Raw genomic sequence first — 16,981 nt, 5'->3', positions numbered from 1 at the left:
GAGCGGATATGGCCGAGCAGAAACCAAAAGAGATCAACATGGTCCTTAAGCAGGTGCTGGAGTTGGGTCCGACCATCGCCTTTTTCCTGCTATATTTGCGCATTCAGGACGACGTATTCACGTTCTACGGAACTGAATATTCGGGGTTTATCGTTGCCGCCGTGGTCTTCGTACCGATCCTGCTGGTTTCCATGGCGATCCTGTGGCGCCTGACCGGACATCTCAGCCGGATGCAGATTTTCACCGCGATCATGGTGATCTTTTTCGGGGGTCTTACAGCGTGGTTCAATGATGAACGGTTCTTCAAGATGAAGACCACGATCGTCTATGTTTGCTTTTCCACGCTGCTGGGGATCGGGCTCTTGCAGGGGAAATCCTATCTGGCCTTCGTGATGGGCGAGTTGATTCCCATGCAGAATGAAGGCTGGATGATCCTGACGCGCCGGTTGTTTATCGTGTTCATCGTGCTGGCAATCGGCAACGAACTTGTCTGGCGAAACATGTCGGATGCGGCCTGGGTCAAGATCGAAACCTTTGCGTTTCCCGCCGTGCTGTTCGGGTTTCTCTGGTGGCAGATCCTGGCACTCCAGAAATACATGATCGATCCGGAGGACAAATCCGACCCGGACGTTCGCGCCTAAGCCAACTACGCAAGCGTTGATATGAAATATCCTGTACGGCCCTGATCATGTGGGTCTTTGCATAAAGAACGAGGGCTGCGGCAACTTTGGACGCGGGCAAATCCGTGACCAACGCCTCGCAGGCTGTGTGGGTAACCCGGCGCGCAAACGGTCGAGTGTCATGTGTTCGGGGTGCCGCAGAAGATTCGCGTAGAACCTCAGGATGCCGGGACGCATATAGCTGGACCAGTGACAGATGCGCCGCTCAGGGGGGGCAATCTTGGCCCCCAAGGATGACAGGTGCTGCAAGGTATCGGCGCAATCCAGTTGCAGCGTTACGGCATTCTCCGCATCCAGCCCCTGTCCCAGAGTGCGGTCTGCAGGTACAGGTGACGCGATCAGTTGTTCATAGAGACAATCATAGAAATCGTTCTCTCGGCTGGTGACATTGACAAAGCTGGCGCTGCGCCCGGCATCTGTTTGCAAGGCGTCCTGTATGCGGGATTGATAGCAGGCCCCGGTCATCGAGATAATCCGGTCCACTTCGCCGCCCGGTAGGTGATGAAGCGCCTCTGCCGCGACTTCGATACCCATCGAATGTGCCACGATATGCACCCGTCGATGCGGCGCGCGTTGTCTGATCAGCCACAGCGTTTTGGCAAGGGCGCGCCCGGCAGAAACGGCGCGACGCCGCGCCGCCCAGATCGACCCTCGTGCAAACCAGCCAAAGGCCAGCCCGATGCCCTCGTCAGAATGACCCGTACCCAACCCCAGCCCACGTGGCCAGCTTGGCGCGGTCCAAGGCACTGACTCGGGATCAAGGCTCAGGATGTGGCGATGTGGGCAATGGCCGTGACGTCCCGGTTCATAGCTGAAACCGTGTGTCATCACGATCACAGGCCCGCGTCCGGTCGCCATCCGTCTCAGGAGGCTCGCAGGTGATTGCGTGGAGCCGTGCTGTTCGCAGGATTCGCCCGTTGCGTTTAATCTGATGATCGGCATCGGTCCGGTCTCATACAAGAGCATGTGTCGTCAGAGTAGCTCGACACTATGATGCAATGATGAAAGCAACATTACGGGGCCGTAACGATCGGCTTACTATGGCTTGACCTGCAGGGCCCCCTCGCGCTAATCAACCTGCGAACGACGTGGCGATTTGTTACCGGATTGCGGGCCACGATAAACAACACCGCTAAAAGGTCAGGATGAAAGGCTCCTTTCGCTTGACCGCGATCGGGGCCAATTTTTTGCGCCCCCATATGAGCAAGAGGGTGATATGATCAAAGATTGGAATAAGCGGACGACTGCCGTTCATGGTGGCACGCGCCGCAGTCAGTATGGCGAAGTCAGTGAAGCGATTTTTCTGACCCAGGGCTTTGTCTATGACAGTGCCGAAGCGGCCGAAGCGCGGTTTATCGAGGCCGGAGAAGACGAGTTCATCTATGCGCGCTATGGAAACCCGACGGTACGCATGTTTGAGGAACGTATCGCCGCGCTGGAGGGCGCCGAAGACGCCTTTGCAGCGGCCTCGGGAATGGCCGCTGTGTCAGGCGCGCTCACCGCAATGCTCAAGGCAGGTGACCATGTCGTTTCTGCCAAGGCGTTGTTTGGCTCCTGTCTCTATGTGCTCGAAGATGTGCTGAGCCGTTTTGGCGTCGAGGTGACCTTTGTCGACGGGACCGATCTGGACCAATGGCAGGCGGCCATCCGCCCGGACACCCGGGCCGTGTTTTTTGAATCCGTCTCCAACCCGACCCTCGAAGTGATCGACATTGCTGCGGTCAGCGCATTGGCACATGCGGTCGGAGCGACGGTTCTGGTGGATAACGTCTTTGCCACGCCTGTGTTTTCGCGCGCGATCGAACAAGGTGCCGACGTGGTGGTTTATTCCGCCACCAAGCATATCGACGGGCAGGGCAGGGCGCTGGGCGGCATTATTCTCGGAACCCGCGAATTCATTCGCAAAACCGTCGAACCCTACATGAAACATACCGGTGGTGCGATGAGTCCGTTCAACGCCTGGATCATGCTCAAGGGGCTGGAAACGATGTCGCTCAGGGTCAATGCCCAGGCCGTATCTGCGCTGGCCCTGACCGAGGCCTTGCAGGGACATGACGGATTGGCGCGCGTGCTGTATCCTGGCCATCCTTCGCATAGTCAGTTCGATCTGTGCACAAGGCAGATGGGCAAGGGCGGCACCGTGGTATCGCTTGATCTGAAGGGGGGGCAGCCGGCAGCATTTCGATTCCTGAATGCGCTGACCATCCCGAAGATTTCCAACAATCTGGGCGACGCCAAATCCATCGTGACTCATCCGGCGACCACGACGCACCAAAGGCTCAGCGAAAAACAGCGGGCCGAGTTGGGTATCACTCCGGGGCTGATCCGCCTGTCGATCGGTATCGAGGATACCGACGATTTGATCGCGGATGTGCATCAGGCGCTTGCTGCGGCGGACTAGACACCGCCCTGCTGACTATTTAGCCGATGGCCTGCTCATGGGCGATGCGTAGCTCGTCGATCAGCAGGTCGATATCGGCACGGTCGGTTGCGTGGTTGGTGATCGAAACCCGTATGATCTGGCGATCGTGCCAGACCCCGTGGCTGGGATAGACTTTGCCACGGGCCTGTACGCGCTGCAAAACTTCAGAAGTTCGGGCATCTTCGCCACAACTGATCGCCACTTGGTTTTAAACGACATCGTTCAGAATCTCGAACCCCGGCTCTGCTGAAAGCGTTTCTGCCAGATACGTTGCAAGTGCGCAGTGACGGCTGATCATCTCACGCACACCAGAGGCCCCGAGGTGTTTCAGGATGGCATAGCTGGGCACACCACGCGCGCGACGGCTCAGTTCGAGGGTGCTGTCGTTGGGTTCCCAGATTTCGCCGGTATCAGGCAAGTATGCGCCCCGTGCACTCATCGCTGCGACAAGCGTTGTCCGGTCGCGCAGGATACAAAGACCAGCGTCATAGGGCGCGTTCAGCCATTTGTGCAGATCGACCGCCCAACTGTCTGCATCGGCAACGCCTGCAAGTCGACTGCGCAGTTCGGGAACCGCGTGCATCCAGAGGCCAAAGGCCCCGTCGACATGCACCCACCCCTGTTTCTGCCGCACCAACGGAATCGCGTCGGCAAAGGGATCAAAGGTCCCTGTGTTGATCTGCCCGGCCTGCAAAACGACGAGAGGTGGCTGGGCACAGCCTTCGAGGGCGGCTTGCAACGCGTCCAGCAGAATACGCCCCTGATCATCGGTCGCGATGTGGATCGCCTGCCCAAGGCCAAATCCGGCATATTTAAGCCCGGCGAGAGGGGCCGAATGTGCGTCGGCGCCGATCAAGACAGGAATTTCGGGCGCGCCGAACAAACCGCGCTCGCTCACATCCCAACCGCGCCGCGCCAGCAAAGCATCTCGGGCTGCGATAATCACCTGAGTATTCGCCACGGTCGCGCCGGTCACGAGGCACACGCCGCAATCATCCGGTAATCCCAGAAGGCCAAGGCACCAGCGGCACACCGTCTGTTCGATCACCGCGACCGAGGGGCTTTCCCAAGCCGAAGCGGAATTCTGACCCCAGGCAGCGACGAGAATGTCCGCCGCCAAGCCCACGGGCATCGATCCACCGCAGACATATCCAAAGAACCGTGGCAAGGTGTGTCCATGAATACCGCTTGCCGCCGCGCTCGCGAGGTTTTCAATGACCGTCGCCGCGTCTTCTCCGATTTCTGCAAGAGGCGCGTCGAACCGTTCTGATATCTCTGCGGGTCTCAGGTTTGGTGTCACCTGAGAACTCTCAAGAGAGGTACGATAGGCGATGGCGATCCGTGCAGCGGCTTCGACGGCTTGTCTGTCGCCGTCGCGAAACGGCTGGACGGCATCATGGAGGCTCGGATTGTCTGCTGCGCTCTTCATGATTGGCTCTCCAGTTGATGTTTCGCCGTAACACGCGCTGCTCGCCAACGTGCCATCTCATTCCGACGCTATGCCGTGGTCTTGTACGAGAAACATAGGGTGCGCATTCGCGCTGCGTCCAGCCTCGGGTTCGAAGGTCGAGGTGCCATGAGGCTGCGGATTCGTTAACATTGTTTCCCCCGGGAACCGCCAGCGGTGTGTCGTTTTGTGCGTAATCGAAGGTGGCAATGGAAATGTCTACACCATCGAACTATGTTAAGCCCTGCGCATTCGTCCGACCGGGCAAGACAGGAGCATGAAATGAACATCCACACGCCGGAGCCTGACCACATCCCGGACGACCACGAGGCAAAAGCCGCGCTGGATGTGTTGCGTGCATGGGCGCAGGGGGCAAGCGAAGCCGAGATTCTGGCACTTGATCCGTCGATTGCGCGGCTGCTGCCCGAATCAAATCTGAACTACCCGTCGCTGTCGCGCGAATATCCTGAAGATTTCAAGGTGGACGCCGCCTATCGGGCGTCGATGCCCGATCTGCAAAATGGCCCCTCCAGCCTTATCCGGGGTTCTCAGCAGCAGATTCAGCATGTGGGGATCAGCAATTTTCGCCTGCCGATCCGCTTTCATACGAGAAACGGTGCGGATCTGACCCTGGAAACGTCGGTCACTGGAACTGTGAGCCTCGACGCTGACAAGAAGGGCATCAACATGTCCCGCATCATGCGCAGTTTTTACAAGCATTCGGAACGAACGTTCAGTTTCGAAGTGATCGAATCTGCGCTTGATGACTATATGGCCGATCTCGACAGCCTTGATGCGCGCCTGCAGATGCGGTTTTCCTTTCCGATGCGGGTGGAAAGCCTGCGCTCGGAGCTGGAGGGCTATCAATACTACGACATCGCGCTGGAACTGATTGAAGCGGCCGGTGTCCGCAAAAAGATCATACATCTCGACTATGTCTATTCTTCGACCTGTCCCTGTTCCTTGGAACTATCCGAACATGCGCGCGCCCTGCGCAACCAATTGGCCACACCGCATTCACAGCGATCAGTTGCGCGGATATCGATTGAAGTCGAGAGCGATGTTGACTGCCTGTGGTTCGAGGACTTGATTGATGCCTGTCGCCGCGCGGTGCCAACTGAAACACAGGTGATGGTCAAGCGCGAGGATGAACAGGCCTTTGCCGAACTCAATGCCGCCAATCCGATCTTTGTCGAAGACGCCGCACGCCTGTTTTGTGAACAGCTCAAGGCTGATCACCGGATCGGTGATTTCCGTGTTGTCGCCAGCCATCAGGAAAGCCTGCACAGCCATGATGCTGTCAGTATTCTGACCGAGGGTGACATTTTTGCGGCGCAGAGCCTCGACCCCCGCCTGTTCGGAACGCTGGTACATCCGGGCTGAATTGCGATCGGATACATCGCGCGCGGGACCGTGTCAGCGATTTGCTGCCTGTAAATTAGGTATTGACTTCTGGTGCTTATGTGCCGGAACGCGCGATTATGCCGCAATGCAGCATTTGATGCTGCAAAAGCAACCTTCTTTGTATATAAGAGTAGCGAGCAGGGCTGAATCTGTCCCGGGAAACCCGGGCGGAGTCCCGCCGGAGGCAAGAGTAAATGAACCAAGCGATCAACCGGATCGGCGAAGTGGCTCAGAATTGGGTGGCTGTTGCACAGTTGGCGACCGATACCCATTGGGTTCTGACCATGCGACTAATGGGGTTGTCAGGGGCTTGGTCGTTGCCGGATGGCGAAAGCCAGGCAATGATCGGCGAAAAAATTCCCGCCTTTACTGAGGCAGCGCTAAGCGGAACATTTGCGATGATGTCCGGAGGCAGCCCCGACCGCGTGTTTCGGGAGACACTGGAACCAATTTCAAGCAAGGCCAGCGCCAATCGTGAACGATTGATTGAACGCGGCCCACTTGTTTTCGGGCGACGCGTCTCCACGAACTGAACAAGATTTAACGGAGTAAGACAAGAATGACCCCTTTGCCCAACGCGCTGGACGTTCAAGCCGCCTGTGCGCGCATGACCAGCAAGATTTTCAGCAATAACCTCAAGCTGGTGGAAATGATGACCCGCACGGCTTTGCAGGCGCAGATGGCCCCCCTTCGTGCGCTTCAAGGTACTGGGTTTGCACCGAAGCCCGCGGCCAAAGTTGCACCAAAGCCCGCAGCAAAAGCTGCGCCCAAGCCGACCGCCAAGGTTGCACCAAAGCCAGCCGCCAAAGCTGCACCGCAACCCGTTGCCAAGGCCGCACCCAAGCCGGCGCCGAAACCTGTCTCCAAAGCAGCGGACGCTCCTGCAACCACGACCGCATCGGCACCTGCTGCAAAGGTCGCGCCGAAGCCGGTCGAAAAGGCTGCTACAAAGCCAGCCGCGAAGGCCGCACCCAAGCCTGCCGCGAAGGCCGCGTCCCAGCCAGTTGCGAAGGCCGCCCCCAAGGCAGTCGCGAAAGCCGCGCCCAAGCCAGTCGCGAAGGCTGCGCCCAAGCCTGCCGCGAAGGCCGCACCGAAGCCTGCTGCGAAGGCCGCGCCCAAGCCAGCCGCCAAAGCCGCGCCTAAGCCTACGGCTGCGAAGGCCAAAGAAGAGCCCAAGACGGCGAAACCTGCCGCAAAGCGTGCAACGGCGACTCCCGAGGCCATGCCGAAATCGTAATCGGCCAAGGTATGCGATCAACACGAACTGACTCAGCACGATTTCGTGCTGTTTGGTCAGTCTAAGAAACTTCAGGCGCGGTCCGCAGAATAGCGGATCGCGCTTTACGTAGATGCCGCACCGCAGAATGGCCCTGTGAAAAATCAGGGATTCGTGTTAGGCTGTTGGCATGTGGGAGGAAACCAAGCGACCGTGATCGAGGTTTCCAAATGAACGATGACACTGTTTACATAGACTACGCCCCAACGGGCTGGCGAGATCGACTGGATGCATTTCTCGTCGAACAGGGACAAGGGTTTAACGCCCGCCTGGTCAGCCAAGATCGACTACATGATCTCATGGCGCTGGAAAGCTTTTCCGATGCCGAACTCGAGCGGATCGGATTGCAACGACAGGACATACCAGCCTTTGTCTTTGCGGATCTCTTTGGCTCTGTCTCCAGCGGCGCACTGGCTGGTCCTTGACACGCCTCACTGGTCACGCCAACGCTGCGCCTCATGATGGACCTGCGCCCAGTTGGATATGTGATCGGTTTGCTCATCGCCATTCTTGGTGGTGCGATGCTGTTGCCGATGTTCACAGATCTCTTTTACGGCAATGACCATTGGCCGGTGTTTTTTGAATGTGCCGTCATCACCATACTGGCGGGTGGCGCCACATCTCTTAGCTGCGCAAATGGTGTAAAGCAGGGGCTGACCATTCAGCAGATCTTTTTGCTGACATCCGCTGTGTGGGTTGCCCTGCCATTGTTCGGAGCTTTGCCGCTAATGCTCGGCGAGACCGAGCTTTCCTTTACCGACGCCTATTTCGAGGCGATGTCGGGCCTTACAACCACTGGGTCAACGGTGATCAGCGGGCTGGATGATCTGCCCCATGGCCTGCTGTTGTGGCGTGGCCTGCTGCAATGGCTGGGTGGGGTCGGCGTTATCGTGGTCGCGATGGTGTTTCTGCCCGAACTTCGGGTTGGAGGCATGCAGATTTTCAGATCTGAAGCCTTTGATACAATGGGTAAAATCCTGCCGCGCGCAACCGAGATATCCAGCCAGATATCGGTGATTTACCTCGGGCTGACCTTTGGGTGCATTGCATGTTACTCGGCGCTTGGGATGGATATGTTCGACGCTGTGGTACATGCGCTGACCACGGTTTCCACCGGCGGGTTTGCCAACTACGATGCGTCGTTCGCGAAGTTTTCGGGCCCCCTAGAATATGTCGCGGCGGTATTCATGATCCTCGCTGCGCTGCCATTCGTACGCTACGTGCAACTGATCAATGGCAATTCCACCGCGATCTGGCGTGATCCGCAGATACGCGCGTTCTTTGGGACCATCGCCGTTCTTGTTCTGGTGATGTGGGCCGAGCTTCAACGCATCTTCCCGCATCATTGGGAGCAATCGTTTCGCGAAGCGTTGTTCAACATCACCTCGATCATCAGCGGCACCGGTTATGCCAGCGTCGATTACATGACCTGGGGGCCGCTTCTCATCACCCTGTTCTTCTTGATCGGGTTGATCGGGGGCTGTGCGGGATCAACGACCTGTTCGATCAAGATTTTCCGCTTTCAGCTCCTCTTTGCGTCGATCCGGGTGCAGCTACAGCGGATTCGCCTGCCCAACGGGGTGTTTATCCCGCGATATGATGGCAAGCGCGTAGATGACGATGTGCTGAATTCGGTCATGTCGTTCTTCGTTTTCTTCATCGTGACCATCGGAATCGTGAGCTGGGCGCTTGCGATGACCGGGCTTGATTTCGTCACCTCGATTTCGGGCGCGGCGACTGCGGTCGCCAATGTCGGTCCGGGACTTGGCGATATAATCGGCCCGGCGGGTAACTTTGCCACGCTGAATGATTCAGCCAAATGGATCCTGTCCTTTGCAATGCTCTGCGGTCGTCTGGAACTGATGGCCATATTTGTAATCTTTACCGTTCAATTCTGGAGGGCCTGATGCCTGACACAGCACCCCAAACGCGCCGCCCTCTTGGCGCGCAGATTTCTCACATGCTGCACGATCGCGGGGTCGAGGTGATCTTTGGCATTCCCGGCGTGCACAATCAGGAAATGTATCGCGGCATCGAAGAGGCGGGGATCACCCACGTTCTGGCGCGGCACGAACAGGGTGCGGGGTTCATGGCCGATGGCTATGCACGCGCGACGGGAAAACCTGGCGTTGCCTATGTGATCACAGGGCCGGGGCTTTGCAACATCATGACCCCGCTGGGGCAGGCGCAATCGGATTCGGTTTCGGTACTGGCGATTTCGTCCTGTCTGGATGAAACCGCCTCCCGCAAGGGCCAATTGCATCAGATGAACGACCAGGAAATCGCGGCTGGTACCGTGTGTGACTGGTCGGCCACCGCGCACAGCGCAGCTGCCGCCTATGGTCTGATCGACCGCGCGTTTGAAGAGTTCGAGAGCGATCGTCCCCGTGCCAAGCACATTCAGGTGCCGATTGCCCAACTTGAGGCCGCAGCCGAGCCCGCGCCAGCGCCTAACATGCCCGCCACACCCGTCCGGGCGGGGGAGGCTGACATTGCGCCCATCCTGTCGTTGCTCAATGTCGCGCGTCGCCCATTGTTTATTTTGGGCGGCGGGGCAAAAGGTGCATTCTGGCGGCAAATCATGTCCCAGACCGGCGCCGCCTGTTTCACCACCTATGCAGGCCGGGGCTGTGTGGGGGCGGGCTATCCGCTTGATTTCGGCTCAACGCTCGCACGACCGGGCAGCGTTGACATCATCGCCAGCGCTGATCTTGTCATCGCCATCGGAACAGAGCTGGCCGAGGTCGATCTCTGGCGTGCCGAACTGGGTCATACTGCTCCGTTGGTGCGGGTCGATCTGGACCCGGCCTGTCTTTCGGATGCACAGCGTGCCACGGTCAAGATCCGCGCAGATGCTCGCAACGTGGCCACGGCGCTGCTGCACGCCACCGAAGACTCCACCTCCAAGACCGATTGGAGCGCTGAGGACGTGGCTGAGATCAGAACCCGCTGGCGCGCCGAAGCAGCCGCCGAGCGTCCGGGGATCGCCCCGATCTGTGATGCCCTGCGGGATGTGCTGACGCCGGATACGATGATCTACTCCGACATGACGCAATTCGCCTATGTTGCCAACGAAATCTGGCCCATGCATCGTCCCGGCCATTGGCACCACCCCAGCGGCTTTGGCACGCTGGGCTATGCGCTGCCGGCTGGGATCGGCGGCGCGATTGGTCGCCCGGGCAAGCAAACGCTGGTGATCATCGGTGACTACGGGTTCCAGTACACGATGGCGGAACTGGGCGTGGCGGTCGAACTTGGTCTGCCACTTCCAATCCTGCTTTGGGACAATGGCAAGCTCAAGGAAATCGAAGACAGCATGACCCGCGCGCAGATTGCGCCAAATGCGGTGATCGCGCGCAATCCGGATTTCTGCAAACTGGCCGAGGCGTTCGGCGCAAATGCGGCTGCACCGAAATCGCTGGAGGACCTGCAGAACGAGGTTCGCACCGCGTTTGCCGCCGATGGCCCGACCCTGATCTATGTGACCCCTGAGATCACTGGCTAGGGGCGCGGTTGACAGCCCCCGGGTATGTGCGTTCACATCACTGCAACCTAACGTCGTAATCTGGAGTACCCATATGTTCACCCGAAGCCTTTGCCTCGTTCTCGGGCTGGCCGCTACCGGCCTGTCTGCTACCGGCCTGTCCGCTGATCCGCTGCCGTCGTGGAACGACACGGATGCAAAATCACGGATCATCGATTTTGTCGTTGGCGCCTCCGACCCGGACAGCGAAGATTTTGTGGTGCAGGCGGACCGTATCGCCGTTTTTGACAATGATGGCACGCTGTGGGCCGAGCAGCCGGTCTATTTCCAACTTCTTTACGGGATCGACTTTGTCGCACGTAAAGGCGCCGAAGATCCCGATTTCCTGACCACAGATGCGCTTAATGCTGCCGCCGCAGGTGACATTGAGGCGCTCATGGCGACCGGGGAAGAAGGACTGCTTGAGGTTGTGAACGCGTCCCATGCCGATATGTCGGTCGAAACGTTTCAGGCGGGTGTCCTGACGTGGCTCGATACTGCCAAACATCCAAAGACCGGCAAGCGCTATGACGAGATGCTCTATCAGCCGATGCTAGAACTGTTGCGTTATTTGCGGGACGAAGGTTTTGCCACCTACATCGTTTCGGGCGGAGGTATCCATTTCATGCGGGCCTTTGCCGAAGACGCCTATAACATCCCGCCACAACAGGTGATCGGCAGTTCAATCAAGTCGAGCTATGAAGTAATTGATGGCACCCCAACCGTTCTCAAGGACCCGGGAATTGCCTTTATCGACGACAAAGAGGGCAAGCCGATTGCGATAGAAACGCGGATCGGAAAACGACCGATCTTTGCAGCCGGCAATTCGGATGGTGATTTTCAGATGCTTGAATGGACCACGGCAGGCGAGGGCCCGCGTTTTGGCCTAATCGTGCATCATACCGACGCCACCCGTGAATACGCCTATGATCGTGACAGCCATATTGGGCAATTGGCGCGCGGCCTTGATGAAGGCCCGGATCGGGGATGGCTGATTGTCGATATGGCAGAAGATTGGGGAACCGTCTGGCCCTCGGAATAGACGGCAGACAAGCCATGGCCGGACAGATCAGGCGCGTCCGGCCATCAGGATTGAGGCGCTTCAGCCAAGCACGCGATAGCCGCGTCCCGCCATGCAGTTCCTGACGATGTTCTCGCGGCTGTTGTTCTGCCGCGCAATGCCTGACGCGAGACCGGCAATCGCACCGACTGCTGCCGCCTCGCCAAGGTTGTCGCTGTTGCCGTTCCAGATCACGGTCGAGGCCGCGCCGATGCCCGCGCCGGCGGCCGTTGATCCCGCAACCTGCCCATCCACGACACCGCCAGATGCCGCGAGTTGCTGGCAAGCGGCCAGATCAGCTTCGTAATTGGGTCCTTTGGGCCCGTCGATTACCGGCGTATAGTTCGCACCGCTGTTCGCGCAAGCTGTCGCAAGAAAAAGCGCAGGAAGGGTGACAAGCAGGCTCAGTCGGGGCATTTCAGGTCCTCTCAATGGTCCCGTGAATTTGTACACTTTGGACCAAATGAGTCCAAGAAAAACAGCATCTTTTGGTGACGCCTCAGTCCCAGCAATTGACCAGAACGGTCATGCCGGACGCGATGCGCGTCATTTCGGTCGGAGGAATATCAGACACATCAGCGCTGTCTTCGACGGCGACTCCGGCAAGCTCCAGCACGCCCCTTATCGCATCTGCATCGGTGGCAAACCCAACGTCTGCGGGCAGTTGCTTGCCGTCTTCGGAGATAGAGGGCAACAGCATCCCTAACACGCCACCACCGGCGTCGAGCACCGGTCCGCCTGCATCTCCGGGCAGTGCGTTCAACGCCAGTCGGCTCATTTGCGCTTCGCCGCGCAACCCTTTCACATCGGCCAATGTGCCAAATGTCAGGGTCGGTGCGCCCAGTTTGCCTTCATAGCTGAACCCAGAGACTGCAACTTCGGATTGCAAACGCCCCTTTGCTGCACGGAATCGGGCGACTGACATTGGGGCCAATGCCTGCTGTGGGCGCAGAACGGCAATTCCCAGATCGGTGTCGCTGGTCACTAGGTCAGCCTGATATTCATCGTCCAGCGTGATCCGCGTGCATCCCACCGCCGCATCTGCCGATGTGACAACCGTGCCCTTGCCATCAACATAAAACCCGGATCGCGAAAGGCGCGGTTTGCGCACCTCAAGCCCGGCGACAAGGTCCACGTTCTGCACGGTGTCGCCGCCTGCAGCGGGGTCCAGCACCCCCTGGGTTCGGGTAAAGCTGGCTTTCATCGCCTCAAGCACCCGTTGCCGACGGGCTTCGTCGCCATTGGGCCACAGCAGTGTGAAGCCTTTGATTTCACCGCTTTCAAGCCGCGCTTCGGTGTAAGAGGTGAACGCCTCGCCGTGGCCTTCAAGCATAAAGTCGATCCTGCCGCGTTCGCGATGCCCGTCCAGCGGTACGATTTCCAGCGTCTGCATGATGTCATACAGACCGTAGAGCGTCGCCTGTGTGCCCGGCTGACTGATCAGCAAGACCTTGGCTGCAAGATCGTCGGTGGTGGCCTCGTAATGGGCAAAGGGAGGCTCATAGCGGTCAAAGGCCACGACACCGGCAGGCATTTCCATCTCGATCCCGGCCTGTGGGTCGGATACGCGTTTCATCCCAACGCTGATCAGCGGCTCGTTATATTGATCCATCAACACTTTGCGCTGCGCCGTGGTCAGGATGCCGGTCGCCTCAAAGCTATTGTTTAGCTGCCAGTCCGACATGGATTGGCGCGTGCCTCGGCCAAAGGAGCCATCGATGACCGAGTTGTAGAACCCCGCCGAGCGCAAGGCGACCTGCAATTCGCGCCGTTCTTCACCGGTTAGCAATCGTTCGCTGCGGCGTGCTTCGGCAGGTGTTTCATCTGACGGTGCCAAGGGCGCTTCCGGCAATGTTGTCTGGGGGTCCGTCTGCGCGATCGGCGCGGCAACCACGCCGCGATCGAGAACATCCGAGCCTTCGGGCCAAAACTGCTCGTCGAGGTTGCGAGAGTAGGCGATAAAGGAATCTGACGGGATCAGCCGGTCTGCGCGATAGACCTGCAGCACCCGCTGAGCATCCTCACGCAAGTAAGGGCCGAGCAGGATGCCGTACCAGGTGCCGCCCAGAGAAAACCCGTTCACATCTGCCAGCTGCGCCGCATAGTCCTGTGCCCTATTTCGGGCGACTTGCAAATTTGGGTGCGCTTCGATCTGCACCCAGACCGCTTCTTGGCTCGCTTGCTGCGCCGTGACAGCGCCGTTCAATGCAAAAACCGCAACTACCAGCGATGCGAAAAAAGTCCTGACCATGTAAACCTTGCCTCAAACCGTCGTGAATCTGCGGCACATAAACAGGATTTCGCGTCGAATACCACGGATTTCAACTTGCAGGCGGGCGCTCTTTGCGGCGTTGACCCCGCTGTGCCACAGGCATAGGTAAAACCCGCTTCGCTTGGCCATCCGCGCCGGGCCAGAGGCAGCACTTCTCCGGACCGTAACGGGAACCGCCGCATGACCGACCAGACTACCGCCCCACGCTCTTTTCAGGAAATCATCCTGAGGCTTCAATCCTATTGGGCGTCAAAGGGCTGCGCCATTCTGCAACCCTATGACATGGAGGTCGGGGCAGGGACATTTCACCCGGCCACCACCCTGCGCGCGCTTGGCAGCCAGCATTGGGCCGCAGCCTATGTGCAGCCTTCGCGCCGTCCGACCGATGGACGGTACGGCGAAAACCCCAACCGTTTGCAGCACTATTACCAGTATCAGGTACTGATCAAACCCAGCCCACCAGATTTGCAGGCGCTGTATCTTGGTTCACTTGCGGCCATCGGGATCGACATGGAACTGCACGACATCCGCTTTGTCGAAGACGATTGGGAAAGCCCGACGTTGGGCGCATGGGGGCTTGGCTGGGAGGTTTGGTGTGACGGGATGGAAGTTAGCCAGTTCACCTATTTCCAGCAGGTTGGCGGACACGACTGCACCCCGGTCTCGGGCGAACTGACCTATGGTCTGGAACGTCTGGCCATGTATGTGCTGGGCGTCGAGCATGTGATGGACATGCCGTTCAATGACCCGTCTGCGCCGATCCCGTTGAGCTATGGGGATGTGTTCAAGCAGACCGAAGAGGAATACGCCCGCTGGAATTTTGACACCGCCAATACCGAGATGCTGTTGCGTCACTTTGAGGAAGCCGAAGAGGAATGCGCTGCCATTCTCGCGCAGCCCGCAGACGACCCCAAGACCGGCAAGCGCATCGTTATGGCGCATCCGGCCTATGATCAATGCATCAAGGCCAGCCACATTTTCAACCTGCTTGACGCGCGGGGGGTGATCTCGGTCACTGAACGGCAGGCTTACATCGGTCGGGTACGCGCGCTGGCGAAACAATGCGCGGATGCCTTCGTGGAGACCACAGCCGGCGGATACGCCGCATGACATACCTTGGCAAGCGGGCCCAGCCATGACACTGGGCCGTCTCGTTATCTTGCTGTTGCTGTTCTGCGCACTCGCGGCGGGGGCAGCACTCTATTATCTGCAGGTCTATGGATATTATGACACGGTCGAGCTTGATCCGGGCCAGGATGTCCAGTTGGTGTCGCTAGAGACCGACACGGCCGAACCGATCCCTTATGATGGGTTCCAGGCGATTGATGCCGAGAGTTCGCCGATCCGGTACCGGGCTTGTTTCACCACCACTGCCAGTCCGGAAACACTGGCCGCGAGCTATGTTGCCGTGGCCGATGCAACCCCGCGCAACGCGCCGTTCTGGTTTGATTGCTTCGACGCTAAGGCCATCGCTGAACGGATCGCAGCAGGCAGCGCGCAGGTGTTTCTCGGGGCAAAGAACGTACATTACGGCGTGGACCGTATCGTTGCGGTCACGGATGACGGTCGGGGCTATATCTGGCACGAGCTGAACAACTGCGGTGCCAAGGCCTATGACGGGACCGTTGTCGGCGAAGAATGTCCGCCATTTGAGCCGCAGAACAACTGAACCGGGACTGTCCGTATGAACGCCGCCCTCCTAGTTCCTGACTTCCTCACGGCCACGATTGGCTTTGCCGTATTTCTTGCAGGTGCGGAAACCAATGCACGCCTCGAGTTCCTGCGCCGTTTCAACATTCCCGAGCCGGTGACGGGCGGCTTGGCCATGGCGGTGATCGTGCTGGCGATCTACCTGTTCACCGGGATCGAGATAAGTTTTGAACTCAATACGCGTGATTTCTTGCTGGTGCTGTTTTTTGCCGGGATCGGTCTAAATGCGCGGTTCTCAGATCTGTTGGCGGGCGGCAAGCCGTTGATGCTGCTGGCCATTCTGACGGTGCTGGCGATTCTGTCGCAGAACATGATTGGCGTAATCGGCGCGTCGATCTTTGGCTTTCCTGCGCAAACCGGGGTCATGTTCGGCTCTGCCGCCCTGATCGGTGGGCATGGCACTGCGATTGCCTGGGCTCCGGATGTGGCCGCCGCCACAGGGCTTGCGAACGCTGCGGAGCTTGGCGTTGCGGTTGCGACACTGGGCCTCGTGCTGGCGGCACTGATCGGTGGCCCGATCGCCGGTCATCTGATCAGCCGTTACAAGCTGACTCCTGATCGACCGGACGAGGTCAACACCGTCGGTCTCACCGATGATCCAGACGGCGGGACTGCCATCAACCACATGTCGATCATGCGGGTTCTGTTGTATCTCAACGTTGCGATCATCCTCGGTTATTTCTTGCACAGCGCACTGGATGCCGCCGGGGTAAAGCTGCCGCTGTTCGTGCCTTGCCTGATCATGGGCATTGTCATTGCCAACCTGCGGGCCCTCCTGCTCCCGCAAGCCCGGCCGGTGACACGAACCCGTTCTCTGGCCCTGATCTCGGAATTTGCGCTCGGTGCCTTCCTCGCCATGTCGCTGATGAGCTTGCAACTCTGGACCATCGCCGATCTTGGGATCGCGATTGCAGTCATCATGCTGGCGCAAACCGTGTTCACCGTGATCTTTGTGCGCTACCTTTTGTTCCCGTTGATGGGGCGGGGGTACCGCGCGGCAGTGTTGGCGGCGGGTTTCGGCGGCTTTGCCCTTGGTGCGACGCCCACAGCCATCGCCAATATGACGGCTGTGACCAAACGCTATGGGCCGTCGCCTATTGCCTTTGTCATACTCCCCCTTGTATCCGCCTTTATCGTCGATATCGCCAATGCGGTGATCATCCAGATGATCCTGAATTTCTGAGGAC

General features: G+C 58.7%; 17 protein-coding genes and 1 riboswitch. Of the genes, 12 read left to right on the top strand and 5 right to left on the bottom strand.

Annotated elements, in window-relative coordinates; genetic code table 11:
• Positions 1-8: 8 nt before the first annotated feature.
• The gene (locus tag ABJO75_RS23670; RefSeq protein ID WP_348127539.1) at positions 9-641 is read left to right on the top strand and encodes an inner membrane-spanning protein YciB; all 633 of its coding nucleotides are present in this window, start codon (positions 9-11) and stop codon (positions 639-641) included.
• Between the two features lie 45 nt (positions 642-686).
• On the opposite strand, the gene ABJO75_RS23665 is transcribed toward ABJO75_RS23670, so the two are convergent.
• Entirely contained in the window at positions 687-1,508 is an 822-nt protein-coding gene (locus tag ABJO75_RS23665; protein WP_348127536.1) for an alpha/beta hydrolase, read from the bottom strand.
• Between the two features lie 250 nt (positions 1,509-1,758).
• A riboswitch (SAM riboswitch) is annotated at positions 1,759-1,836 on the top strand.
• Between the two features lie 60 nt (positions 1,837-1,896).
• On the opposite strand from ABJO75_RS23665, the gene metZ reads away from it, so the two are divergent.
• Positions 1,897-3,081, top strand: coding sequence for an O-succinylhomoserine sulfhydrylase (metZ, locus tag ABJO75_RS23660; protein ID WP_348127533.1), 1,185 nt, complete (start codon positions 1,897-1,899; stop codon positions 3,079-3,081).
• Positions 3,082-3,100: 19 nt separating this feature from the next.
• On the opposite strand, the gene ABJO75_RS23655 is transcribed toward metZ, so the two are convergent.
• Both ABJO75_RS23655 and ABJO75_RS23650 read right to left on the bottom strand, forming a co-directional pair.
• The gene (locus ABJO75_RS23655; RefSeq protein ID WP_348127531.1) at positions 3,101-3,262 is read right to left on the bottom strand and encodes a hypothetical protein; all 162 of its coding nucleotides are present in this window, start codon (positions 3,260-3,262) and stop codon (positions 3,101-3,103) included.
• Between the two features lie 48 nt (positions 3,263-3,310).
• Positions 3,311-4,531 carry an aminotransferase class V-fold PLP-dependent enzyme gene (locus ABJO75_RS23650; RefSeq protein ID WP_348127528.1) on the bottom strand — a complete coding sequence of 407 codons (1,221 nt, stop codon included), beginning with the start codon at positions 4,529-4,531 and terminating at the stop codon, positions 3,311-3,313.
• A 300-nt stretch (positions 4,532-4,831) separates the two neighbouring features.
• On the opposite strand from ABJO75_RS23650, the gene folE2 reads away from it, so the two are divergent.
• The 7 genes from folE2 to ABJO75_RS23615 all read left to right on the top strand — a co-directional run bounded on the left by folE2 (position 4,832) and on the right by ABJO75_RS23615 (position 11,794).
• A complete protein-coding gene (folE2, locus tag ABJO75_RS23645) occupies positions 4,832-5,932 on the top strand; it encodes a GTP cyclohydrolase FolE2 (protein WP_348127525.1) in 1,101 nt (366 codons plus the stop codon).
• A 215-nt stretch (positions 5,933-6,147) separates the two neighbouring features.
• The gene (locus ABJO75_RS23640; RefSeq protein WP_348127522.1) at positions 6,148-6,486 is read left to right on the top strand and encodes an antifreeze protein; all 339 of its coding nucleotides are present in this window, start codon (positions 6,148-6,150) and stop codon (positions 6,484-6,486) included.
• Between the two features lie 26 nt (positions 6,487-6,512).
• Entirely contained in the window at positions 6,513-7,190 is a 678-nt protein-coding gene (locus ABJO75_RS23635; RefSeq protein WP_348127520.1) for a hypothetical protein, read from the top strand.
• A 209-nt stretch (positions 7,191-7,399) separates the two neighbouring features.
• The gene (locus tag ABJO75_RS23630) at positions 7,400-7,654 is read left to right on the top strand and encodes a DUF1127 domain-containing protein (RefSeq protein ID WP_348127517.1); all 255 of its coding nucleotides are present in this window, start codon (positions 7,400-7,402) and stop codon (positions 7,652-7,654) included.
• Positions 7,655-7,687: 33 nt separating this feature from the next.
• Complete coding sequence (locus ABJO75_RS23625) at positions 7,688-9,136, top strand: TrkH family potassium uptake protein (protein ID WP_348127514.1); 1,449 nt, start codon at positions 7,688-7,690, stop codon at positions 9,134-9,136.
• Positions 9,136-10,734, top strand: a complete 1,599-nt coding sequence (locus ABJO75_RS23620; protein WP_348127511.1) for a thiamine pyrophosphate-binding protein — start codon at positions 9,136-9,138, stop codon at positions 10,732-10,734. Before ABJO75_RS23625 ends, ABJO75_RS23620 begins: the two co-directional genes overlap by 1 nt.
• A 73-nt stretch (positions 10,735-10,807) precedes the next feature.
• A complete protein-coding gene (locus ABJO75_RS23615) occupies positions 10,808-11,794 on the top strand; it encodes an HAD family hydrolase (protein ID WP_348127509.1) in 987 nt (328 codons plus the stop codon).
• Between the two features lie 60 nt (positions 11,795-11,854).
• Here the strand turns inward: ABJO75_RS23615 and ABJO75_RS23610 are convergent, their stop codons facing one another.
• Positions 11,855-12,229 (bottom strand): glycine zipper family protein, encoded by a 375-nt coding sequence (locus ABJO75_RS23610; RefSeq protein ID WP_348127506.1) that lies wholly within the window; start codon positions 12,227-12,229, stop codon positions 11,855-11,857.
• A gap of 82 nt (positions 12,230-12,311) precedes the next feature.
• A complete protein-coding gene (locus tag ABJO75_RS23605; protein ID WP_348127504.1) occupies positions 12,312-14,063 on the bottom strand; it encodes a serine protease in 1,752 nt (583 codons plus the stop codon).
• Between the two features lie 201 nt (positions 14,064-14,264).
• On the opposite strand from ABJO75_RS23605, the gene ABJO75_RS23600 reads away from it, so the two are divergent.
• The 3 genes from ABJO75_RS23600 to gltS are packed head-to-tail and all read left to right on the top strand — an operon-like array spanning position 14,265 to position 16,977.
• Entirely contained in the window at positions 14,265-15,194 is a 930-nt protein-coding gene (locus ABJO75_RS23600; RefSeq protein WP_348127502.1) for a glycine--tRNA ligase subunit alpha, read from the top strand.
• A 25-nt stretch (positions 15,195-15,219) separates the two neighbouring features.
• Positions 15,220-15,753, top strand: a complete 534-nt coding sequence (locus ABJO75_RS23595) for a DUF6446 family protein (protein WP_348127499.1) — start codon at positions 15,220-15,222, stop codon at positions 15,751-15,753.
• 15 nt (positions 15,754-15,768) lie between these two features.
• Positions 15,769-16,977: a sodium/glutamate symporter gene (gene gltS / locus ABJO75_RS23590; RefSeq protein ID WP_348127496.1), complete on the top strand. Its 1,209-nt coding sequence runs from the start codon at positions 15,769-15,771 to the stop codon at positions 16,975-16,977.
• Positions 16,978-16,981: the final 4 nt, after the last annotated feature.

It is taken from the genome of Sedimentitalea sp., assembly GCF_039973035.1.
In the GTDB taxonomy this organism is placed as follows: domain Bacteria; phylum Pseudomonadota; class Alphaproteobacteria; order Rhodobacterales; family Rhodobacteraceae; genus Sedimentitalea.
Note: the sequence above shows the minus strand (reverse complement) of the source record. Positions and strands in the feature narration are given on the sequence as shown.

Coding starts and splice junctions, on each gene's coding strand:
- ABJO75_RS23640 (WP_348127522.1), top strand. CDS start 6,148: ATGAACCAAGCGATCAACCGGATCGGCGAAGTGGCTCAGAATTGGGTG.
- ABJO75_RS23625 (WP_348127514.1), top strand. CDS start 7,688: ATGATGGACCTGCGCCCAGTTGGATATGTGATCGGTTTGCTCATCGCC.
- ABJO75_RS23670 (WP_348127539.1), top strand. CDS start 9: ATGGCCGAGCAGAAACCAAAAGAGATCAACATGGTCCTTAAGCAGGTG.
- ABJO75_RS23605 (WP_348127504.1), bottom strand. CDS start 14,063: ATGGTCAGGACTTTTTTCGCATCGCTGGTAGTTGCGGTTTTTGCATTG.
- ABJO75_RS23630 (WP_348127517.1), top strand. CDS start 7,400: ATGAACGATGACACTGTTTACATAGACTACGCCCCAACGGGCTGGCGA.
- folE2 (WP_348127525.1), top strand. CDS start 4,832: ATGAACATCCACACGCCGGAGCCTGACCACATCCCGGACGACCACGAG.
- ABJO75_RS23595 (WP_348127499.1), top strand. CDS start 15,220: ATGACACTGGGCCGTCTCGTTATCTTGCTGTTGCTGTTCTGCGCACTC.
- ABJO75_RS23600 (WP_348127502.1), top strand. CDS start 14,265: ATGACCGACCAGACTACCGCCCCACGCTCTTTTCAGGAAATCATCCTG.
- ABJO75_RS23615 (WP_348127509.1), top strand. CDS start 10,808: ATGTTCACCCGAAGCCTTTGCCTCGTTCTCGGGCTGGCCGCTACCGGC.
- metZ (WP_348127533.1), top strand. CDS start 1,897: ATGATCAAAGATTGGAATAAGCGGACGACTGCCGTTCATGGTGGCACG.
- ABJO75_RS23635 (WP_348127520.1), top strand. CDS start 6,513: ATGACCCCTTTGCCCAACGCGCTGGACGTTCAAGCCGCCTGTGCGCGC.
- gltS (WP_348127496.1), top strand. CDS start 15,769: ATGAACGCCGCCCTCCTAGTTCCTGACTTCCTCACGGCCACGATTGGC.
- ABJO75_RS23650 (WP_348127528.1), bottom strand. CDS start 4,531: ATGAAGAGCGCAGCAGACAATCCGAGCCTCCATGATGCCGTCCAGCCG.
- ABJO75_RS23665 (WP_348127536.1), bottom strand. CDS start 1,508: ATGACACACGGTTTCAGCTATGAACCGGGACGTCACGGCCATTGCCCA.
- ABJO75_RS23610 (WP_348127506.1), bottom strand. CDS start 12,229: ATGCCCCGACTGAGCCTGCTTGTCACCCTTCCTGCGCTTTTTCTTGCG.
- ABJO75_RS23620 (WP_348127511.1), top strand. CDS start 9,136: ATGCCTGACACAGCACCCCAAACGCGCCGCCCTCTTGGCGCGCAGATT.